This is a genomic window from Polaribacter filamentus, from assembly GCF_002943715.1.
Classification (GTDB): Bacteria; Bacteroidota; Bacteroidia; order Flavobacteriales; family Flavobacteriaceae; genus Polaribacter; species Polaribacter filamentus.
In genome coordinates this window covers 1,554,615-1,576,092 of the sequence record NZ_MQUA01000013.1, presented here as the reverse complement: position 1 = coordinate 1,576,092, position 21,478 = coordinate 1,554,615, and the positions used below count along the sequence as shown (strand labels likewise).

General features: G+C 31.3%; 18 protein-coding genes and 1 tRNA gene. 10 read left to right on the top strand and 9 right to left on the bottom strand.

Annotated elements, in window-relative coordinates; translation table 11 throughout:
* Positions 1–711 precede the first annotated feature (711 nt).
* Both BST83_RS09495 and BST83_RS21460 read right to left on the bottom strand, forming a co-directional pair.
* Positions 712–1,275 (bottom strand): hypothetical protein, encoded by a 564-nt coding sequence (locus BST83_RS09495; protein ID WP_104809577.1) that lies wholly within the window; start codon positions 1,273–1,275, stop codon positions 712–714.
* Between the two features lie 18 nt (positions 1,276–1,293).
* Entirely contained in the window at positions 1,294–1,407 is a 114-nt protein-coding gene (locus tag BST83_RS21460) for a hypothetical protein (RefSeq protein WP_367889158.1), read from the bottom strand.
* Between the two features lie 200 nt (positions 1,408–1,607).
* On the opposite strand from BST83_RS21460, the gene glmM reads away from it, so the two are divergent.
* The 3 genes from glmM to BST83_RS09480 all read left to right on the top strand — a co-directional run bounded on the left by glmM (position 1,608) and on the right by BST83_RS09480 (position 5,301).
* The gene (gene glmM / locus BST83_RS09490; protein ID WP_104809576.1) at positions 1,608–2,999 is read left to right on the top strand and encodes a phosphoglucosamine mutase; all 1,392 of its coding nucleotides are present in this window, start codon (positions 1,608–1,610) and stop codon (positions 2,997–2,999) included.
* Complete coding sequence (locus BST83_RS09485) at positions 3,000–3,728, top strand: hypothetical protein (protein WP_367889157.1); 729 nt, start codon at positions 3,000–3,002, stop codon at positions 3,726–3,728.
* 103 nt (positions 3,729–3,831) lie between these two features.
* Entirely contained in the window at positions 3,832–5,301 is a 1,470-nt protein-coding gene (locus BST83_RS09480) for an aminotransferase class V-fold PLP-dependent enzyme (RefSeq protein WP_104809575.1), read from the top strand.
* On the opposite strand, the gene BST83_RS09475 is transcribed toward BST83_RS09480, so the two are convergent.
* Positions 5,291–6,199, bottom strand: coding sequence for a lysophospholipid acyltransferase family protein (locus BST83_RS09475; RefSeq protein ID WP_104809574.1), 909 nt, complete (start codon positions 6,197–6,199; stop codon positions 5,291–5,293). The two genes, BST83_RS09480 and BST83_RS09475, sit on opposite strands and share 11 nt — an antisense overlap.
* A gap of 223 nt (positions 6,200–6,422) precedes the next feature.
* Here BST83_RS09475 and BST83_RS09470 point away from each other — a divergent pair, with 223 nt between their 5' ends.
* Positions 6,423–6,935, top strand: coding sequence for a rhomboid family intramembrane serine protease (locus BST83_RS09470; RefSeq protein WP_367889156.1), 513 nt, complete (start codon positions 6,423–6,425; stop codon positions 6,933–6,935).
* A gap of 156 nt (positions 6,936–7,091) precedes the next feature.
* Here the strand turns inward: BST83_RS09470 and BST83_RS09465 are convergent.
* The 4 genes from BST83_RS09465 to dinB all read right to left on the bottom strand — a co-directional run bounded on the left by BST83_RS09465 (position 7,092) and on the right by dinB (position 13,983).
* Positions 7,092–7,164, bottom strand: a tRNA-Gly gene (locus tag BST83_RS09465).
* Positions 7,165–7,237: 73 nt separating this feature from the next.
* On the bottom strand, positions 7,238–9,493 hold the full coding sequence (locus BST83_RS09460) for an FUSC family protein (protein ID WP_104809573.1): 2,256 nt from the start codon (positions 9,491–9,493) through the stop codon (positions 7,238–7,240).
* Positions 9,494–9,807: 314 nt separating this feature from the next.
* Complete coding sequence (locus BST83_RS09455) at positions 9,808–12,765, bottom strand: DNA polymerase III subunit alpha (RefSeq protein ID WP_104809572.1); 2,958 nt, start codon at positions 12,763–12,765, stop codon at positions 9,808–9,810.
* Between the two features lie 3 nt (positions 12,766–12,768).
* Complete coding sequence (gene dinB / locus BST83_RS09450; protein ID WP_104809571.1) at positions 12,769–13,983, bottom strand: DNA polymerase IV; 1,215 nt, start codon at positions 13,981–13,983, stop codon at positions 12,769–12,771.
* Between the two features lie 52 nt (positions 13,984–14,035).
* Between dinB and BST83_RS09445 the strand changes: the two genes are divergently transcribed.
* Positions 14,036–14,809, top strand: a complete 774-nt coding sequence (locus BST83_RS09445) for an XRE family transcriptional regulator (RefSeq protein WP_104809570.1) — start codon at positions 14,036–14,038, stop codon at positions 14,807–14,809.
* A gap of 98 nt (positions 14,810–14,907) precedes the next feature.
* Here BST83_RS09445 and BST83_RS09440 read toward each other — a convergent pair whose 3' ends face one another.
* Positions 14,908–15,690, bottom strand: coding sequence for a T9SS type A sorting domain-containing protein (locus BST83_RS09440; RefSeq protein WP_104809569.1), 783 nt, complete (start codon positions 15,688–15,690; stop codon positions 14,908–14,910).
* 131 nt (positions 15,691–15,821) lie between these two features.
* Positions 15,822–16,271, bottom strand: a complete 450-nt coding sequence (locus BST83_RS09435) for a hypothetical protein (protein ID WP_104809568.1) — start codon at positions 16,269–16,271, stop codon at positions 15,822–15,824.
* A 159-nt stretch (positions 16,272–16,430) separates the two neighbouring features.
* Here BST83_RS09435 and BST83_RS09430 point away from each other — a divergent pair, with 159 nt between their 5' ends.
* The 5 genes from BST83_RS09430 (at position 16,431) to sufB (ending at position 21,478) form a co-directional block, all read left to right on the top strand.
* Positions 16,431–17,309 carry an IS982 family transposase gene (locus BST83_RS09430; protein WP_104808617.1) on the top strand — a complete coding sequence of 293 codons (879 nt, stop codon included), beginning with the start codon at positions 16,431–16,433 and terminating at the stop codon, positions 17,307–17,309.
* A 1,267-nt stretch (positions 17,310–18,576) separates the two neighbouring features.
* Positions 18,577–19,041 carry an Rrf2 family transcriptional regulator gene (locus BST83_RS09425; protein WP_104809567.1) on the top strand — a complete coding sequence of 155 codons (465 nt, stop codon included), beginning with the start codon at positions 18,577–18,579 and terminating at the stop codon, positions 19,039–19,041.
* A gap of 44 nt (positions 19,042–19,085) precedes the next feature.
* A complete protein-coding gene (locus tag BST83_RS09420) occupies positions 19,086–19,412 on the top strand; it encodes a HesB/IscA family protein (RefSeq protein WP_104809566.1) in 327 nt (108 codons plus the stop codon).
* 91 nt (positions 19,413–19,503) lie between these two features.
* On the top strand, positions 19,504–19,854 hold the full coding sequence (locus tag BST83_RS09415) for a 4Fe-4S binding protein (RefSeq protein WP_104809565.1): 351 nt from the start codon (positions 19,504–19,506) through the stop codon (positions 19,852–19,854).
* A 175-nt stretch (positions 19,855–20,029) separates the two neighbouring features.
* On the top strand, positions 20,030–21,478 hold the full coding sequence (sufB, locus tag BST83_RS09410; RefSeq protein ID WP_104809564.1) for a Fe-S cluster assembly protein SufB: 1,449 nt from the start codon (positions 20,030–20,032) through the stop codon (positions 21,476–21,478).

Sequence of the window (21,478 nt, the reverse complement as noted above, 5' to 3'; positions counted from 1 at the left end):
TTTGCCGATTTGGAAGAATATTAAAGACATTGTAAATATTCCAAGCATATATATTCCCTTTGTTTTAAATTGAGAAAGCGTATCTATTGAATTGTTCATACTAATTGATTCTATAATTTCAAAAGGAGACAAAAAGTAACTATAGATTCCTGTTTTAAAGTTGGTAAAGTAAACGCTAATATATATTATAGAAAATACGTTCCATGCAAGTAAAGCTGAGATATTGCTAATAAATTTAGTAAAAGATATTTTATATTGATTGTAGATTTGAGAAACATACGTTGAATGAATTAGGTTGTTTTTGCAGAACAAGTCTTTGTTAATTAGATTTTTGCTTACTTTGAATTTAAAATAATTATCAAGAGCAAAATAAAATAGGACTACAGGTGTTGCTATTATAATAAAAATGGCTACCGAAATAAAAATTAATAAAAAGTCATTTCCATATATTCCATCATTAATTGGGATGGCAAATCTTCCTTTATTTGGATTGCGAAAATATAGGTTACTGCAGTCATGATATTTTTAATTTGGTTCTTCCTAATTAATTTGGTTAAATCAAATATAGTTAAATAAATGTTAAAATAAATGTTTTAATATTTATTTAATTGAAGATTAGCGTATTGTGATTTATTAAATTTTATTCCTTATTTTGCTAGGAAAGCAGGATGATTTTAAATCTAGTCAGTTGTATAGATAAAAAGATCATAGTTAATTATTTACCATATCTGGAGTATATCCTAAATAAGTATCTATTTTTCTAATTAAAGAACCAATATCAATCAAAGTTTTATTTACTAAATCGATGAAATTTTCTTGTAAAATAAGTTTGGCTTTAACTGCATTAATTAACTCCAGTTTAGATGCTGGTTCTTTTAGTTTGTTTTGTGTAAATAAAGCTAAAGCTTTGTCAATAGTTTCTAAAGACGCTTCATTCGAAGAACTGCTTTTTTCGTGCATAGTAACTTGAGAATATTTATTTAAAACGTGATATATTTCTTTGTAAAAAAGATCATTAAGATAATTATCATTTGCCTCATAAAATAAATAGTAATATATAATTTTAACATTTAAAAATTTATCACTAATTAAATTAAATTGACCAGAATAAACAAGCTCTCTATAGGTTTTATGAATTTTAGAGAAATGATACGAAATAGTTAAATAATTTAATTTATCATGTAAACTACTTATATCAGAGAAACTATAATTTAAAGAAAAGTCTTTTATTATTGATTTGTAAATAGAAATTGATTCCTTACAATAAACGATCATCTCTTTTAATATCGTTTTTTAATATTCTAGATTTTCAACAATATTGTTTAAATACCATTTTTCTTTTTTAGTGTTTTCTTTTTCTTGATTCCATGCGTTAAATTGTAATACTAGTAAAATGCCTATCACCACCAAAGCTATTTCAGTTATTGCTTAAAATAAGTGTTTTTTTAAACTACTATCAAGCAGCAGTTTCTGTCTGATGTTTGAAGATACTAAAAAATATTAAAGTTTTAAAGATGAAATTTATATTGATGATTTATTGCACTTATAAAGTTTCAATCAGGTAAAATCAATTGAAAAAATTATATTTGTAGTGTTAAAATAAAACGATGACATTAATAAAATCGATATCAGGAATTAGAGGTACAATTGGAGGTAAAACTGCCGATAATTTAACACCAATAGATGCTGTGAAATTTGCATCCGCGTACGGGGCTTTTATAAAAAACAGAAATCCGAATAAAGAAAAAATAACAGTAGTGGTGGGCAGAGATGCTCGTATTTCTGGTAAAATGATCTCTAGTTTGGTGGCAAATACTTTGGTAGGATTAGGTATTAATGTAGTTGATTTAGGTCTTTCTACAACACCAACTGTAGAGGTTGCTGTTCCTTTAGAAAAAGCAGATGGTGGTATTATTTTAACAGCTTCGCACAATCCAAAACAATGGAATGCATTAAAATTATTAAACGAAAAAGGAGAGTTTTTAAATGGAGCAGAAGGTGAACAAATTCTTGTTTTGGCAGAAAGTGAAGATTTTGAGTTTGCAGATGTGGATAATTTAGGAACTTATACAAAAGATAATTCGTATTTAGAAAAGCATATTCAAGAAGTTTTAAATTTAGAATTGGTCGATGTTGATGCGATCAAAAAAGCAAAATTTAAAGTTGTTGTTGATGGTGTAAATTCTACAGGTGGAATTTTTATCCCTGCGTTATTAGAAAAATTAGGTGTAGAATGCATCGAGTTATATTGTACGCCCAATGGGCAATTTCCTCACAATCCAGAGCCTTTAAAAGAGCACTTAACAGATATTTCTGAATTAGTCGTGAAAGAAAAAGCAGATTTAGGAATTGTAGTGGATCCAGATGTAGACAGATTGGCTTTGGTTTCTGAAGACGGTTCTATGTTTGGAGAAGAATATACATTGGTTGCCTGTGCAGATTATGTTTTAGGACGTTTAAAAGGAGGGAACACTGTTTCTAATTTATCTTCTTCGAGAGCGCTAAGAGATGTTACTCAAAAACATGGCGGAACGTATACTGCAAGTGCCGTTGGTGAAGTGAATGTGGTTATCAAAATGAAAGAAACGAATACGGTAATTGGTGGTGAAGGAAATGGAGGAATCATTTATCCTGCTTCTCATTACGGGCGTGATTCTTTAGTGGGCGTTGCTTTATTTTTATCGCATTTAGCACATCAAAAAGTATCTTGTAAAACTTTGAGAGATTCGTATCCAAGTTATTTTATGAGTAAAAATAAAATTCAATTAACACCAGAAATAGATGTTGATAAAATTTTAGAAACAATGGCATCAACCTATAAAAACGAAGATGTAAATACAATTGATGGTGTAAAAATCGATTTTGCTGATGAATGGATTCATTTAAGAAAGTCGAATACAGAACCAATAATTAGAATTTATACAGAAGCTAAATCGCAAGATGCGGCAGATGCTTTGGCAATTCGATTTATAAATGAAATTAAAGAAATAATAGCTTAAATGTTTAAGAAAAAACTCTTGGTTTTACTTTTAATGGTTGTGTCATTATCTAATAATGCGCAAGAAAATCAAAAGAAAAAGGTTACTAATAAAGGTAAATTCTTTGCGTATTGGGGTTGGAATTGGGCAAGTTATTCCGATTCAAACATCCGTTTTAAAGGCGAGAATTATGATTTTACGTTGCAAGATGTAAAAGCACAAGATACGCCATCAGCATTTACTTTTAAAAAGTATTTTGGAATTACAAATTTGACCAAACCACAAACAAATGCAAGAATAGGTTATTTCTTTAAAGAAAATTATACGATTTCACTTGGTGTAGATCATATGAAATATGTTGTAAATAATGACCAATTTGTAGGTATTGACGGAACTATAGATATTGGAAATACTACATATGATGGTGTTTATAATGGTGAACAAATTCAGTTAACAGAAGACTTTTTGCGCTTAGAACATACAGATGGTTTAAATTATGTTAACATACAATTGTATCGTTTTGATGACGTTAGCAGTTGGTTTGGTGTAGATTCAGAGAGTTTTCAAATAAATATTACAGAAGGTTTTGGTGCTGGTATTTTGTATCCAAAAACGGATACTTCGCTTTTAGGTCTTGATAGACATGATGATTACCATATTTCTGGTTACGGACTTTCTGCCGGATTTGGATTGAATGTTACATTTTTAAAACATTTTTTTATTCAGGCGGATTTAAAAGGGGCTATATAAACATGCCAGATGTTAAAATAAGTACGAATGCTGCGGATAGTGCTTCTCAAGATTTTTTCTTTCTACAGAATAATATTTTAATTGGAGGTAAATTTAGATTATAATGAAAAATTTAGAGCAATATTTCGATCAATTTAGAGCTAACATTATAGGTGTAAATCAAACATTTACATCTCCTTATGGAATAAAGAATATCATCTACGCAGATTGGACAGCAAGTGGAAGATTGTACAGACCTATTGAAGAAAAAATCAGCAATGAATTAGGACCTTTTGTGGCAAATACACACACAGAAACGTCTACAACAGGGGCATCAATGACACTTGCCTATCACGAAGCTAGAAATATTATAAAACGTCATGTAAATGCAAATTCAAATGATGTTTTAATTACCACGGGTTCTGGCATGACAGCTGCGGTGAATAAATTTCAACGCATTTTAGGATTAAAAGTTGCTGAAAATTTAAAAGACTACACAGCTATTCCGGATGATTTAAAACCGATTGTTTTTGTATCTCATATGGAACATCATTCAAATCAAACTTCTTGGTTGGAAACCATTGCAGATGTAGAGGTTGTTCCTTGTAATGATGAAGGTTTGGTGTGTTTAGAAAGTTTTGAAAAATGCATTCAAAAGCACGAACATAGAAAAATAAAAATTGCTTCAATAACTTCTTGTTCTAATGTTACAGGTATAAAAACAGAGTATCATAAAGTTGCAAAATTAATTCATCAATATAATGGCTTGTGCTTTGTCGATTTTGCTTGCTGTGCGCCTTATGTTGCTATCAATATGCATCCAGAAATAGAAGAGGAATATTTAGATGCAATTTTCTTTTCTCCACATAAATTTTTAGGAGGACCAGGAAGTGCCGGAGTCTTGATTTTTAACAAGAAATTATACAAAAATACAGTGCCAGATAATCCAGGAGGCGGAACCGTGAGTTATACAAATCCTTGGGGACAACATGATTATTTTGATGATGTAGAAACACGAGAAGACGGTGGAACGCCCGCTTTTTTACAAACCATAAAGATTGCTTTCGCAATTCAGTTGAAAAACAAAATGGGTGTAGAAAACATCAGAAAAAGAGAAGATGAAATTAATGAGATTGTATTTAACACGTTAGAGAATTTAGATAATATAAAAATATTAGCTCCGAATCATAAAAAACGTCTTAGTATTTTTTCTTTCTATTTTGAAAAGTTTCATTTTAATTTGGTGGTAAAATTATTAAACGATCGTTTCGGAATTCAGACTAGAGGAGGATGTTCTTGTGCAGGAACCTACGGTCATTTTTTACTAAATGTAGATCAAGAAACTTCAAATAGAATAAAAGATGAAATTTCACATGGTTGTAATACACAAAAACCAGGATGGATTCGGTTGTCTTTGCATCCAACGGTAACAAATAACGAATTAGACTTTATTTGTAAATCGTTAAAAGAATTATCAGAAAATATTGAGGATTGGGCTAAAGAGTATAAGTACGATTCTTTAAAGAATGATTACGTTCATAATACTATAGAATCAATTGAAAAAGAATTAGTTGCTTCTTGGTTTATGGTTTAAAAGCTTTCACTTTTTGCCATTCTTCAAAACTGTTTCTGTGCTTAAATCTTTTATGAGACCATAAATAAAGAGCTGGTTGTTGTTTGATATTATTCTCTGTTAAACGAGTGTATTTATCTGTAATTTGATAATCTTCAAACTCTTTTGGAGTATCAGTTATCAACTGAAATTCTGTTTCATAATACCCTCTTTTAACTTTTCTAGTTATATAATTGATTACCACTAAATCAAATCTTTTAGCAAGCATTTCTGCGCCTGTATGCATCGGTACTTGAACACCAAAAAACTCATTCCAATAAAATGTTTTATGCAGTTGAGGAGATTGATCACTCAGTAAAATATACAAACCTTGCGTTTTTTCGGCAAAATTCTTTTGCATTCCTTTTACCGTTTCACTTGTTTTATAGCCTATAATTCCATATTTTTCTCTAGAACTTCGTATAACTTTTTCAAAATACGGATTTCCTAATTTGGTGTACGCACCACTTACATTTCCGTCTAAAACCAAAGGCAAACTAATAGACCATTCCCAATTTGCTTGGTGTGCAGCAACTAATGCAATGCTTCTGCCTTGCTTTGTGAAATTATTTACCAACTCAGGATTTTTATATGTATACCTTTTTGACATTTCTTTTTCTGATATAGAGAAGGCTTTTACACTTTCCATAATTAAATCAGTAAGATGTCTAAAAAAATCTTTCGCTATTTTTTTTCTTTCTTCTTCGGATTTTTTAGGAAAAGCCAGTTTTAGGTTTTCTAGAACTACTTTTTTTCTATAGCCAATTAAATTGTACATCAAGAAGAAAAAGAAATCTGATAGTGCATATAATACACGCATTGGCAATCTAGAAAGTAGATAGATAAAAGGGTAGGTAATAGCAAAAGCTAGAAATTGCATTCGGTTTTAGTTTAGATACAAATATCTGTATTTTAAATTAAAAGAAAGGACAAAAAACAAAGAGATTTTGTTATGTTTGTAAGATGATGCAAGGTTCAATTCCCATAGTTTTAATTATTATTATAGCCAATGTTTTGTTCTCAATGAAAGGCTTTGATAGTTATTCTTTTTAGATAAATATAAATTTCAAGTTGGTAGAGTTTTAGGAAAAGAAAAAATTAGAATGTTAACTTCTGGTTTTTTACATGTAGATTGGATGCATCTTGGTTTTAATATGTATGCTTTATATATATTTGGTGATATTGTTGCGACTATTTTAGGAACTACTAGTTTTTTAATTATCTATTTTGGAAGTCTATTAGCAGGTAATTTATATACCTTACAGTATCATAAAAACGAACCTTATTACAGCGCTGTAGGTGCTTCTGGAGCCGTTTCTGGAATTGTATATTCTTCTATTTTGTTATTTCCCGATATGCAATTGTTATTATTTTTTGCAATTCCGATTCCTGGGTATGTTTTTGGGGTAGGTTATTTATTATATTCTATTTACGGAATGAAAAAACAGGTAGGAAATATTGGGCATGCAGCTCATTTAGGAGGCACAATTGGTGGTTTTGTATTTACACTTTTACTAAATCCTATTTTGTTTACAACCAATAGTACATTTGTAATTGTGTTAGCGGTTCCAATTATTTTATTATTGCTTTTTGGTTATAAATTAAAGAGTCTGTAAAATAGAAAAGACTTTACAGTTTAGTAAAGTCTTCATTTTTATAGAAATATGAATTTTATTTACTTGCTATTTTATATAATTTTTACATCATAATTTTTATTTTTCCGTAAGTTTAGAGCAAAAAAAAGACCTTATTATTTCTAATAAAGTCTTTTGAGCGAAAGACCGGGTTCGAACCGGCGACATTCAGCTTGGAAGGCTGACGCTCTACCAACTGAGCTACTTTCGCTTGGTAAAGGCTGCAAATATAGTATCATTTTTGAGTTGTACAATGTTTTTTTAATCAAAAGTTAATAAAATTGCTACTGCTCATCTACGATTGAGGAACGATAGCGTTCAGTAGCTTTTTTTAGACTTTCTGAAAGAGATTTTAACCAGCTCATGTGATTGGCGATCAAATAAGCTTCTTGTAAACCGTGAAGCGTTTCTGTATCTAATTCTGTGTTTCCTTTTTTGATGTTTTCATCTCGTAAATTTGATAATTGCTTATATTTATCGAGTAACTTATCTTTTGCATCTTCAACGGTTTCATTCGCAATTTTTTTCTTTATTTCTGCGTGCTCTATAATATCCCATGATGCTTGTAGGTTGTTGGAAATTTTATTGATTAAAACGTTAAAATCAGAAGAAGCAGGTGTCGTTTTATGATTGATGATAAAATTACCGATGGAGGCAATAGCAGAAATCATTGTTTGGTTAAGCGTTACAATTTCATAAATCAATTCAAACTCTTTTTGTTTCGATTTCGGATCTTGTGTTAATCGTTGAAAAGATGCATTTAAATTACTGATAGCTAAAAAAGCATCTTTCCTTACTAAATTATAGGAAAGTTTGTGCATTGCTGGATCTTGATACAATTCTTGGGTTACTAAAAGATATTTTTTATTCATTTTTAAAGCGTTCAGCAGTATCTTTTTTAAATTATTTGCTTCCCAACTTGGCAGAATTAAGTAGTTGGCAACAACCGCAATCAAAGCTCCTACAATGGTATCGATAACGCGATACTGAATCACTTCAAAAGCATTCGGATTCATTAATGAATACACAAAGATGATGCTAATGGTAATTAACGCGGCAGCGGACTTATAATTTTGCTGAATCAATGAAAATGCTAAGATTAACGAAACAAAGGCCAGTACAGCATACACCACTAAATTTTGAGTAATGAACACAATACCAACGGCAATAAATGCACCGATGAGTGTACCGATGACGCGGTCTTTAGAGCGTTCTTTGGTTAAACCATAACTTGGTCGCATAATAACGATAATAGTTAGTAAAATCCAATACGTATTTTGGATGTCAAAAAGAAGACCTAACAGATATCCAAATACGATTGCAATGGTAAGGCGCAATGAATGTCTAAAAATGGTGGAATCTAAACTAAGGTTTTGAGTAAGCACATTTAATCTGTATTCTTGCAATGTTAAAAACTGACTCGAATCTTGCCTTTTTAAGGATACTTTAGAGGCATCTCGAACATTTGCCATTACCCGTCTAATAGCTCTTATTTCTTGCAGCAGTTGTTCTTGGTAATCGTACAGGTTTTTTAACACTAAAGCACCTTCTCGCGCTTCCGGTAATTTTACAGTATCGATGTAATTTGTAATAGATTCGTTTGCTTTTGATAATGCCTTTAATAGAATTTCTTTGTTTGGTATTTTATCATTTTGGATAAGTAATTCGGATAAAAGGATGAGATGGTTTCCCATGATTTTGTTCAACCTTTTCGAAGCTTTTAAAAACTCTTTACGTCCGCCAAAAATTCCATCAATCATTTTATAATCTAAATATTTTGCTTCTATCAGTTCAAAAATTCTGATAGAGGAAACAAAGATTAATAGTTGCTTTTCTTCATAACGTGATCGTCCAGAGCGCTTACGTGCAGTAAGTAGTGCTTCTCGAAGTGTTTCGTGCTTCTCGTTAATCTTATTTTGAAGAACGAAGGTTTGTTTCAGGAGTTCGTCACGTTTTGTTTTTTTTGTTAATAATTTAGCGCGTAATTTTAGATATTCACCAATAAAGAGAAGCGTATCTGACAAAAGTTGATTCTGATCTTTTTTAGGGGCAAGTTTTTGAAAAATAAAAGAGACCAACAAGTACCAAAGACCACCAATTCCCATTAATGCAACATGAACTAAAATATCATGTGCTGTTTCTTTTTGAATGGCAAAAGCTATTACCATTGCTAATAAGCCAGAAAAAGAAACCAAAGAGGCTCTAAAACCATATACCGAAATTAGCGACACAACAAACGAAATCACTGTAAGGACCAATATTAAAAGAGGTAAAAAAGGTTTTGAAAATAGGAGTATAGCGGTAATAACCATCGTTAAACCAATACTGATTAAAATGGCATTGACCTTACGTTTGATACTTCCCGGAATATCGCCTGGAGTATTTAAAACGGCCCCGACAACAACGGCTGGCGCATATTCAAAAAAGCCTAAAAAATACAGTAAAGCAAAGGGCACAGCAATTGCGACTCCAAGTCTGATTCCTCGATCAAAATTGGAACTTTTTAGAAATAATTCTAGTTGTTTGAGTTTTTCTTTCAAGCGGCTTACAATTTGACTGCAAAGTTAGGGTAATTGTATGAAAGTCTTCTTGTAAGCTTGCTTTAGTTGGTTTTAATTGCTGTGCTTAAAGCAATCTTACATCAGAAATAATGATATAAAAACCTTCTGTAAGCATACTTATTTATTGCGTTAAGTTATTGAATGGAGATAACTGAAAATTCGTCTTTTAAACATCTTTTACTTGCTGTTTTTTATTTTAGCATGCCTCAATAAAAATTTTATTCTATAAATATTAATACAATACTTTTAGAAATAAATGAATGAGAAGTGATGTGTTAATTTTAGTTCTTCCTTTAATATCTTGGATCACCAGCAATACTCATTTTTTTAGATTTTATCACGTTCATACTACAAAACCCAAAACGATTTGTAATTTTTCCATAACAGGCATAAACTCCCATTCCGTTAATTGGGTATACGTGAACCACATCAGTAAAATGAACAGCATCAAAATAATTGCCATCAGCATCAATAAAAGTACTTAAACGCATTAATTTTCCTTGTGATGTTTTATTGTGTCTTGTGGTAACTAATTGACCGTATAATAAAACATTCTGATTCGAAAAAACCTCCATTTCTTTTGCTTTTATATGCGGATGAAATGCTTCTGTAACTAATGAAAAATAATCATGAATTGTAAAACCTAACAACTCCATTTCATCATATACATTTTCTAACCAATGTGAATTTAATTTCGGAATTTCATAATTTTTATGTTGTAATTGAAAGAGTTTTACTTGTTGCTGTTCTTGTTCTTTTTTTGTTCCTTTTAATTTAAAAATGGCCTGCCAAAGCAATGCTGTTTTAGATTTATTGGTAAAACGAAACGCATTAATACGAATCAAAATAGTGAGTTGTTCAATACTAATTGCAATGCGATCTATAAAATCATCCAAAGAAAGAAATTGACCATACAATTGGCGTTCTGTTAAAAACCGTTGGATTAATAAATGTTCTATATTCTTTAAATATCCAAAACCAAGATAAATTGTTTTTCCGGTTACACTATTTGCATGATCACTTTTATTGATGCAAGGCAATTCTATAAGTGCGCCACACATTTTAGCTTCATGAATGTAATGTTCTGTAGAATAAAAACCACCACCATTATTTAAAACAGCGGTCATAAACTCAATAGGATAGTAGCATTTTAAAAACAAACTTTGGTAACTTTCTACAGCGTAGGATGCAGAATGTCCTTTTGCAAAAGCATACCCCGCAAAACTTTTAATCTGATTCCAAACCTCAAAAATTAAGTCGTCTTTATGACCTTTTTTTCTACAATTAGAAATAAATTTATCTTCAACTGCTTTAAATTCCTCAACAGAACGGTATTTTCCACTCATTCCTCTTCGTAAAACATCTGCTTCACCCAAGGTTAAATCTGCAAACTGATTCGCAACTTTCATTACATCTTCTTGATAGACCATTACGCCGTAGGTTTCTGGCATAATTTCTAATAAAATAGGATGCGCTTCTTTACGTTTTTCAGGAAAACGATGTCTTTTTATAAATTCATCTTTCATGCCCGACCCCGAAACTCCTGGTCTAATAATAGAACTTGCAGCGACCAAACCTAAATAGTCTTGCGTTTGTAATTTTTGCATCAATCCACGCATGGCAGGCGATTCTACATAATACGCACCAACAGCACCGCCCGTTTTTAACAGGTTATTAATATTTTTATCCTTTTTAAAAGTTTCAACATCCGTAATGTCAATTTCAGGAGCATCAGGATTATTTTCTTTAATGATTTCTAATGCATCTTTAATTTTAGCCAAACCACGTTGCCCTAAAATATCAAATTTAAAAACACCAATATCATCCGCAATATTCATATCAAATTGAACCGTAGCAAACCCTTTTGGAGGTAAATTGGTTGCAGAAAAATAATGAATTGGTTTGTTTAAAATTAAAATTCCAGCAGAATGCACACTCACATAATTAGGGAAACCTTCAATGAGTTTTCCGTATTTTAAAACCAATTTAGAAATAGCATCCAATTGTTCTAAAGGAATTCCTTTGCTTAATTTATCAATTTCTTCTTTTGGCAATCCAAAAACTTTCCCTAATTCTCTAACAACTGCTTTGTATTTAAAAGTAACATAGGTTGCTAATAGCGCCACATTATCAAAACGATCAAAAATATATTGAGTAACGGTATTTCTATCCTTCCAAGAAAAATCAATATCAAAATCTGGAGGAGAAGCTCTAAATGGATTAATAAAACGTTCAAAATATAAATCTAATTCAATTGGGTCAACATCCGTAATACCAATAATATAGGCAACAATACTATTTGCGCCACTTCCTCTACCTACATGAAAAAAATTGTTTTCTTTAGCGTATTTAATAATATCATAATTGATTAAAAAGAAGGAAACAAATTTTAAATCGATGATTACTTTCAATTCCTTTTCAAGTCGGTCATGTACTTTTTGCGTAGGATGTTGATATCGTTTGTGAATTTTATCAGTACACAATTGCAATAACATTTGGCAATCCTCTTCAAAGGTAGTGCAATAGACTTGCAAATTTTGATTTTCACGTTCACTGTCAAATCCAAAGTTAATAGTGCACGTTTGTAATAATGCTTTTGTATTTGCAATAATAAAAGGAAACTCGCTAAAAGATTCTTCTATTTTTATTGCAGCATGCATGCAATCTGTAGGTAAACACTCTTCTGTTGTTGGTAATTTGCTTAACAGCATGTTATTGCCAATTGCCCGCAATAACCGATGTGCATTAAAATCATTTTTATTGCGAATGGTCACTTGTTGCTGTATCACCAATTTATCTTCATATTTTTTTAGATGGGAGAAACGAAGTTTGTTAATTTCGGCAATAGAAATTCCAATAAATTCATTTTCAGCAAAAGAAGTCAAATTCAGTTCCAATACTTTTTCAAAAGGATAAATGATACACACATCTTCTAAATATGTTGGCCTATCTGGAATTGTTTTTTTTGCTTCTAAAAAAAAAGATAAGTATCTATTTATATTTTCAAAGCCAGTATTGCTTTTTGCAAGAGCTACAAATTGTTGCGTATTGCCATTTCTAAAATCAACCCCAACAATAGGTTTTATTCCCCGTTTTTTAGCCTGTTGCACAAAATTTAAACAAGCAGACGTATTGTTAATGTCTGTAAGTGCAATACTAGCAATACCGTTTTCTTTAGCAAGTTGTAGCAGTTCAATTTCAGAAAACGTACCATAACGCAAAGAATAATACGAATGACAATTTAGATACATAGACTATTGTTTTCGATGTGCTAATATTAAAGGCGGTTCTCCGTTAAAAGGATTGCTAAATCGGCCAATAGATTTTGCGCCCATCGCAGCAGCTCTCATTACACTCAATTCGCCATATTTATTTCTGATGGTATCCATAGCGTTGTAGAGATTTAGCATTTGTACATTATCATCAAAAAGATTAATTTGATAATTTCCACTCACAATATCAGAAACTTTTACACCCACCAATCGTATTAATAATCGTCTTTGATATAATTTTTCAAACAATTCTAACACTGTAGGAATAATAATATGATCTGCACTTGTGTACGGAATTTTTATCTGCTTACTATAAGTGTTAAAATCAGAATATCTAATTTTTACACTAATAGTTCCTGTTAATTTATCACCTTTTCTAAGTTGATATGCTAAATTTTCTGCCATTGCAAAAATGGTTTCTTTTAGTTTTTTCATATCAATAGTGTCTTTGTTAAACGTTCTTTCTGTAGATAAGGATTTGCGTTCATGAAAGGCAATAATTGGTGGATTATCAATTCCGTTTGCGCGTTTCCATATCGTTTTCCCGTTAGCACCCAAAACACTAATCATCATTTCTAAAGGCATTTCTTGAATTACTTTTACTTTATCAACTCCAAGATTTCGTAAAATTTGATAGGTTTTATCTCCTACGGATGGAATTTTTCGAATTGATAAAGGTGCTAAAAACGATTTTTCGAAACCTTCATCTATTAACAATTGATTGTTAGGTTTTGCTTCTCCAGTAGCTACTTTGGAAACTATTTTATTCTTTGACATCCCAAAAGAAATAGGAAGTCCGGTTTCTTTGATGATTTTCTGACGCAATTCAGAGGCATATTTATAGCTTCCAAAAAAAGTATCCATACCAGAAAGATCTGCATAAAATTCATCAATACTTGCTTTCTCAAAAACGGGTACTTTTTCTTTGATAATTTCGGTTACTAAGTTTGAGTATTTAGAATATGTACCTGTATTTCCTCGGATAATAATTGCTTCAGGGCACAGTCTTTTTGCAATTTTCATAGACATCCCAGAATGGATACCAAATCGTCTAGTTTCATAACTACAAGCAGCCACAACACCTCTGTCACCAGTTCCGCCAACTAACAACGGTTTTTTTTGCAACCTGCTATCAATCAATCTTTCGCAGGAAACAAAAAAAGTATCTAAATCGAGATGTAAAATATTTTTTTTCACACTGTAAAATTAGCTACAAATTCATACATTTGTTGCTCAATATTGTAGCATTATGAATAATTTATCAAAAAACATCAAACACTTAAGAATCCTTAAAAAGTTAACACAAGAATCTTTGGCGGAAGAACTATTGGTAACAAGATCAAGAATAAGTTCTTATGAAGAAAGCAGATCGTCACCTACCATTGATTTTTTAATTGATTTTTCTACGTATTTTAAAATTCCAATTGATATTATTATTAAAAATGATTTGACAAAAGCAAAAGATGTTTCCTTTATTGAAGTTGGTAATAAAAGAGTATTGTTTCCAATAACGGTGGATAGTGATAATGAAAATTTGATAGAAGTTGTGCCGGCAAAAGCGTCTGCAGGTTATTTATTAGGCTATGATGATCCAGAATATATAGAACAATTAGAAAAAATTAAACTTCCTTTTTTGCCAAAAGGAAAACACAGAGCATTTCCTATTAAAGGTGATTCGATGCTGCCAATGAAAGATGGTTCTTATTTAGTGGCAGAATTTGTGGAGGATATAAAGAATGCAAAAAGTGGTCAATCATACATTGTTGTTACAAAAGATGATGGAATGACTTACAAAAGGTTGTACAATCAAGTGGAGGAGAAGCAATCTTTTTTGTTAAAACCGGATAACTCTTCTTATCAATCGTATGAAGTTCCTGTTACAGAAGTATTAGAATTATGGAAATTTACATGCAGCATCAACACCCAAGAATATGAAGAACACGAATTAAAATTAAGCAGTATTATAAATATGTTTACTGACTTAGGAGTGGAGTTAGAGGCTTTGAAAAAATCATTAGTTTAAAGGTTTCTAATAAAAGAGTACTTTATTTTTCGTAAAAAACGAAGTATAAATTATCGTGAACATTTTTGTTAAATTAAGAGATAAAAAGGTTTTTCACTTTAGTTTTTCTTAATGAATTTTAAAGTTTTTAATTTGCCAGATTCATGAAATATTGATAACAGATATATTCCATTTGTTTTTGGTAACTGAAGATTCGTTAATTCAAGAATGGAACTTTCAACACTAATTAAAACTTTTTTATTGTAAAGTGTTTTACTTAATAGAGCTCTTATTGACAACTTACTTTTCCCTATCATTTTAACTGGAAACTTCACATTCAAATTTTTATCTATTGGGTTTGGATACAATTCAATATTTGGAGAATCAAAAATAGATTCACTAGAACTTTTTTTACCATTCCTCGATTTGGCTGAATTTGATGCAATAGGATGCCCATAAATAAATATTTCGTTTACCGCTGCAAATACACTTTGATACATAGAAAAACGTAAATATCTCGTTGAAATAGCTGTTGTATTTTTACTCCATGTATTGAAGTTGTCACAAGGATCTACAAATAAAGTAGTCCAATTTGATGCATCACCATATGCTACCGTAAAATCTTTTGTATTGTGCATATCATGCAAATTTATTTCTGATATATAATAGTCTTGTCCTAAATCAATAACTGCATGATACGAAGTCTCATTCATTACATAATCTGGTTTCCAAGAGTTACTTGTAGCGTGCTCTGCAGTTTCGATATTTAAATTTTGTTCGTCAAATAAAAATAATGGTGAGTTTACGCTGCCTCCTTGAACTAAATCTGTAATCATTTCTGGTTTGATGCTGATTTTTTGAGGAACTGGATCAAAATATTCAGGTCCGCTAGGTGCGCCCATATTGTGATATTCTATAGGGTTTGCAGTTGTAAGCGAATAATCATTAGTAGCTGGGCCTGTAAATTCAATTTCAGCAATACTTGTTAACGTGTTATTTGCAGTAGTAAAGTTATTCGAGTTGCCAGATTGGTTTAGAAAAATGTAATATCCGTATTATAAAAATTATTTTGAACAGTTACATAATTAATTTCGTTATAATTTTTTATGATTTGATTTCCATTGATAGTACTAAAATAATTTTGGTTGATGTTCATTTGAGCTATGCTATCAGTTATAGAACGGTTATCTACAAAAACCCCCAAATTTGAAGCCAAATAATTATTTGTAAATGTGCAATCACCTTTTCCGTATACAGCAATACTTGTTAAAGGAGTTTCTATAAGAATATTATTGAACACATTTACAACTGAGTTGTCACCAATTTGAAGTATACTAGTTTGATAGTTAATGTTAGCTAAACCTGTATTTAAGAGTGTGTTGTTATAAACTTCTACATCTTCAGCCATATTGGCAATTTGTATCGATTCTCTTAATGTATTTCGAACAATATTATTGTAAATTTTAACGTGTTTAAACTCCATTAGAAGATGAAAAGGGAATTCCATTATCTAAGGAATTATTTAAAACGTCTCCATTATTTAATATAGGCTACCCGTTGTGCATTATAAATAGTTAAAAAAAATTATTCATTTGACTATTAAAAGGCGTATATTTAATTGACAACCAATCGATTAAATACAATGAATAACTTTAGAGCAAATTACAATAAAATTTTAGAAGTCTTAGCCACAATTACAGAAAAGGAACAATTTTTACGTCAAAACAGGAAACCAAAACTAAAAGACATTGAATTAATCGCTATGAATTTAACAGCAGAATATATGGGTATAGACAGTGAGTGTCAGTTGTTTCGGGATATTCCAGAATATTTGTTTGCTAAAATAGAGCGATCAGTTTACAATAAGCGGAAGCGAAAATTATTTTTTGCCATTGAATTTATAAGAACTCAACTCTCCAATAAGTTCACGGAGTTTGAAAACTATTATGTGGTAGATAGTATGCCTTTGGAGATTGTAAAACTCTCAAGAAGCGGGAGAAGTAAAGTTTGTAAGGAGTACTTTTATTCAGCCCCAAATAGAGGTTATTGTGCTAGTCAAAACATGCATTATTATGGCTATAAAATACATGCTGTTTGTTCTATTGATGGCGTGTTTAAAAGTTTTGATATTAGCAAAGCTTCTGTACATGATATTCATTATTTAAAAGACATTAAAAATCAGTTTAATAACTGTGTGGTTTTAGGGGACAAAGGATACCTAAGTGCTGACTATCAGTTAGATTTATTTGAGAGTAAACAAATTAAATTAGAAGTTCCAATGCGTAAAAATCAACAGAATTACAAAAAACAAACGTATATTTTTAGGAAGAAAAGAAAACGAATTGAGACCTTGTTTTCTCAACTTTGTGACCAGTTTAAAATACGGAATAATTATGCGAAAACTTTTGAAGGTTTTAAGACAAGAATTCTCTCAAAATTAACAGCACTAACTATCATTCAATACATTAACAAATTTGTCTTTAACAGGAATATAAACAATTTAAAAGTCAATATTGTTTAAATGCACAACGGGTATAGGCTCTATTATAGTAAGTATTATTGGTGCTACGTTGTATTGTTTGTTTTGGTAGTTATTAATTTAATTATTAAGAAAACTAATAAGCTTACATTCTTTAAAAAACAATATAGATTAGATTCTCCATAATTTTTTTATTCTGATTGAGTATGTTAACACCTTCAAATAAGTAATATCATAAATTATGAGTTTTATAATATTTGCGGGGATTTTGTGGGGATATTATTTAAATAAAAAACCCTAACTAATTGATTTAAAATTAATAGGGCTTTTGTTTTGCGGATAAAGAGAGATTCTAACTTACCTCTAATTTTGATTGTCGGGAAAATATTGGGAAAATATATAAAAAATAAAACTCAACTAAATGATTAACAAATAGTTGAGTTTTTTAAAAGTGGAGTCGGAGAGAACAATTAGAATTTCAGTTATCTAGTGTTTATAACCGTTCTATAGATGTTATTTTTAGTGGTCACCGAATAGGTCTCGATTTGATATACTTTAACTTTTTAATAACAAGATTAATATCATATAGGTTGCATATTGATAAAATTGTATTATATGATTTGACAATCAAAATGAAGTATATCTAAATACTAGGAGGTCACAGGTTCAAATTCAGTTCCTGCTACTTAGGAGAACCTTCCACTTTTTTGGTTGCGGGTTTTATGTTTTTAGAATTTAATGGAACCTGTGTTGAATCTCCTTAAATATTTTTAATACGTTGTTAAACAATGGGTTGATTAGGAGTGTTTTTTGATAGTTCTAACTGATTTACAGTTACGCACATAATATATCAGTTTTAGGGAAAATAATAACCTTTAAAGATCTCTTTTTTTTAAGTTAAAATCTGGTTTTTTTTAGATATCTGATACTCAGATGGGACAAATTCCCTTCATCTCATAACACAAAAATATTAGGCGAATAAAAGCTCCTTTTTTTGATTGGTTTTTAGCTACTCGAAACTGCTGTTATTAATACGGCATCTTTAGTATTATTGATTAGTTGTACTAAATGTTCCCTTGTTGGAACTTCTTCTAAATCGACTTGACATTTTGAAATGTTTCGTTGAATGAAGTGTTTAAATCTATTCTATTTATACCTGTAGTTGTAAGATTATTTTGAATAACTAATATGTACTATTTAGTATAGATTAATATGTATTTTTTAGTATATATTAAAAATAATGTTTACATTTGTATGGGAGCTTATTTTAATCACCACAAAACAAATCAAATATCAAAAATTTTAAAGAATGAAAATAACAGCACAAGACGAGTACGGCTTAAGAATACTGGTACGTATTGCAAAGTGTAAGGTTCAGACTGGCTTGAGTATCCCTCAGCTTAGTGAAATGGAAGGGCTGTCACGTCCCAATGTTTCAAAATTAACTCGAATACTTCGTGTCGAGGGATTGATAAACAGTACCAAAGGACATGTTGGAGGATATGTACTTGCTAGACCTGCCGCCGATATTACGATTAACGATGCTTTGAAAGCTTTAGGTGGACGTTTGTTCGATGAAGATTTTTGTGCGAATCATGTGGGAGTGCTAAAACTGTGTACTAATTCTATCGATTGTTCTATTCGTTCACTTTGGTCAATGGTGCAGTCTTCTATTGATACGCTACTAGATAAGGTGACGCTAGCAGATTTATCGAATAGCGAAAAGGAAGCTAAGTTTACTTTTCAAGGTTTCCTTGAAGAAAATGCCAATTAAAAAAAAATAAAAACACATTATCAATAATCTAATATCTAAACAAAATGATAACAGTTTCAGAAAATGCAAAACAACATGCCTTAAGTTTAATAACAAACGAAAATAGCCCCGAAGGAACATTTATTCGTGTAGGTGTTGATGGTGGTGGTTGTTCAGGTCTTACCTACAAACTCGTGTTCGATACTATTATTACAGAAAGCGATAAGATTTTTGAAGATAAAGGAATAAAGATTGCCGTTGACAAAAAAAGCTTTTTGTATTTAATAGGCACAGAGCTGGATTATGTGGGAGGATTAAACGGAAAAGGCTTTGTATTTGTCAATCCAAACGCGAGTAGAACTTGTGGTTGTGGAGAATCGTTCGGCGTTTAAAAGAGTTTAAAGTTGTAAGGTTAATATTGTTTTGAGAAAATCTGACAACCTGAAAGCCCTTATAACAGTTAACATTATAAAAATATAATAAATGGCAATTATAATTACAGATGAATGCATTAATTGTGGCGCTTGTGAACCAGAATGTCCTAATAATGCCATCTACGAAGGAGGGGATGAATGGCGTTTTTCTGACGGAACATCTATAAAAGGAACTTTCACCTCAAAAAGCGGATTAACTGCCAATGCAAATGAACCGCAAGAACCTGTATCAGACGATGTTTATTATATCGTAGCTGATAAATGTACCGAGTGTGTTGGTTTTCATGATGAACCTCAATGTGCTGCCGTTTGCCCAGTAGACTGTTGTGTGGATGATGATAACTGGCGCGAAAGTGAGGAGGAATTAGTGATCAAGAAAGACACACTACATTTAGTGTAATACCAATACAAGATGAAAATAGTGCTATGCATAACATTGGGTTTATAGAGATGTATTGGATTTGTATGGAATAAATAAGTAGGTATAATAAATTAATCCAGATGATTATTGGAGTTTAAATTTATTAATGAATAACACATAGTAAAACTTAAATAAATAGTAAAACTTAAATAATATGAATGAGGTTATAGAAGAAAAAATCAGCGCGGAATACAAATACGGTTTTGTTACCGATATTGACGCTGACAATGCACCGAAAGGATTGAATGAAGATATTATTCGTTTTATTTCTGCCAAAAAAAATGAACCAGAATGGATGTTAGTATATCGATTGGAGGCATTCCGTCATTGGTTAACAATGGAGGAGCCAAACTGGGCTCATGTTTCTTACCAGAAGCCAGACTTTCAGGAAATCATTTATTACTCAGCTCCAAAACCAAAAAAAGTATTAAAAAGTCTCGATGAAGTTGATCCTGAATTATTAAAAACATTTCAAAAACTTGGGATCTCAATCTTAGAACAAGAGCGCCTTTCAGGAGTAGAAAGTAGAGTTGCAATTGATGTTATTGTGGACAGCGTTTCTGTAAAAACAACATTCAAAGAGACCTTAGCTGAAAAAGGAATTATTTTTTGTTCGTTTGGAGAAGCCATTCAAGAACATCCAGAATTAGTACAAAAATACATGAGTTCTGTTGTTCCTTCTAGCGATAACTTTTTTGCAGCATTGAACTCGGCTGTTTTTACCGATGGTTCGTTTTGTTATATTCCAAAAGGCGTTCGTTGTCCAATGGAACTTTCAACGTATTTCAGAATAGAAGCGGCAGGTACCGGTCAATTTGAGCGTACCTTGATTATTGCAGAAGAAGGTTCGCAGGTGAGTTATCTGGAAGGTTGTACAGCACCAATGCGTGATGAAAATCAATTGCACGCAGCCGTTGTTGAACTTGTGGCTCATAAAAATGCACAAATAAAATACAGCACTGTGCAAAACTGGTATCCTGGAGATAAAGAGGGTAAGGGAGGTGTTTTTAATTTTGTTACTAAACGTGGTATTTGTTTGGAAGAAAATGCTAAAATATCTTGGACTCAAGTAGAAACAGGTTCTGCAATTACGTGGAAATATCCATCGGTTATTTTAAAAGGTGACAATTCGATAGGTGAATTCTATTCTGTTGCAGTTACAAATAACTATCAGCAAGCCGATACAGGAACAAAAATGATTCATATCGGGAAAAACACTAAAAGCACGATCATCTCAAAAGGGATTTCGGCAGGATTTAGTAACAACAGTTATAGAGGGTTAGTGCGTATTGCAAAAGGCGCAGAAAATGCTCGTAATTTTTCGCAATGTGATAGTTTATTAATGGGTGATCAATGCGGTGCACATACATTTCCATACATCGAAATAAAAAATAATACCGCCGTTGTAGAGCACGAAGCAACAACTTCAAAAATTGGTGAAGACCAGCTGTTTTATTGTAAACAACGAGGTATCGATAATGAAAAAGCTATTGGTTTAATTGTAAACGGCTATTGCAAAGACGTATTAAGTCAGTTGCCAATGGAATTTGCTGTTGAAGCACAAAAACTGTTGGAAGTTTCCTTGGAAGGTTCCGTAGGATAA

Coding starts and splice junctions, on each gene's coding strand:
- BST83_RS09485 (WP_367889157.1), top strand. CDS start 3,000: ATGTTTAAGAAAAAACTCTTGGTTTTACTTTTAATGGTTGTGTCATTA.
- BST83_RS09440 (WP_104809569.1), bottom strand. CDS start 15,690: ATGGGCGCACCTAGCGGACCTGAATATTTTGATCCAGTTCCTCAAAAA.
- BST83_RS09425 (WP_104809567.1), top strand. CDS start 18,577: ATGAAAATAACAGCACAAGACGAGTACGGCTTAAGAATACTGGTACGT.
- BST83_RS09430 (WP_104808617.1), top strand. CDS start 16,431: ATGAATAACTTTAGAGCAAATTACAATAAAATTTTAGAAGTCTTAGCC.
- BST83_RS09445 (WP_104809570.1), top strand. CDS start 14,036: ATGAATAATTTATCAAAAAACATCAAACACTTAAGAATCCTTAAAAAG.
- glmM (WP_104809576.1), top strand. CDS start 1,608: ATGACATTAATAAAATCGATATCAGGAATTAGAGGTACAATTGGAGGT.
- BST83_RS09470 (WP_367889156.1), top strand. CDS start 6,423: ATGTTAACTTCTGGTTTTTTACATGTAGATTGGATGCATCTTGGTTTT.
- BST83_RS09455 (WP_104809572.1), bottom strand. CDS start 12,765: ATGTATCTAAATTGTCATTCGTATTATTCTTTGCGTTATGGTACGTTT.
- sufB (WP_104809564.1), top strand. CDS start 20,030: ATGAATGAGGTTATAGAAGAAAAAATCAGCGCGGAATACAAATACGGT.
- BST83_RS09435 (WP_104809568.1), bottom strand. CDS start 16,271: ATGGAGTTTAAACACGTTAAAATTTACAATAATATTGTTCGAAATACA.
- BST83_RS09495 (WP_104809577.1), bottom strand. CDS start 1,275: ATGATCGTTTATTGTAAGGAATCAATTTCTATTTACAAATCAATAATA.
- BST83_RS09480 (WP_104809575.1), top strand. CDS start 3,832: ATGAAAAATTTAGAGCAATATTTCGATCAATTTAGAGCTAACATTATA.
- BST83_RS09475 (WP_104809574.1), bottom strand. CDS start 6,199: ATGCAATTTCTAGCTTTTGCTATTACCTACCCTTTTATCTATCTACTT.
- BST83_RS09420 (WP_104809566.1), top strand. CDS start 19,086: ATGATAACAGTTTCAGAAAATGCAAAACAACATGCCTTAAGTTTAATA.
- BST83_RS09415 (WP_104809565.1), top strand. CDS start 19,504: ATGGCAATTATAATTACAGATGAATGCATTAATTGTGGCGCTTGTGAA.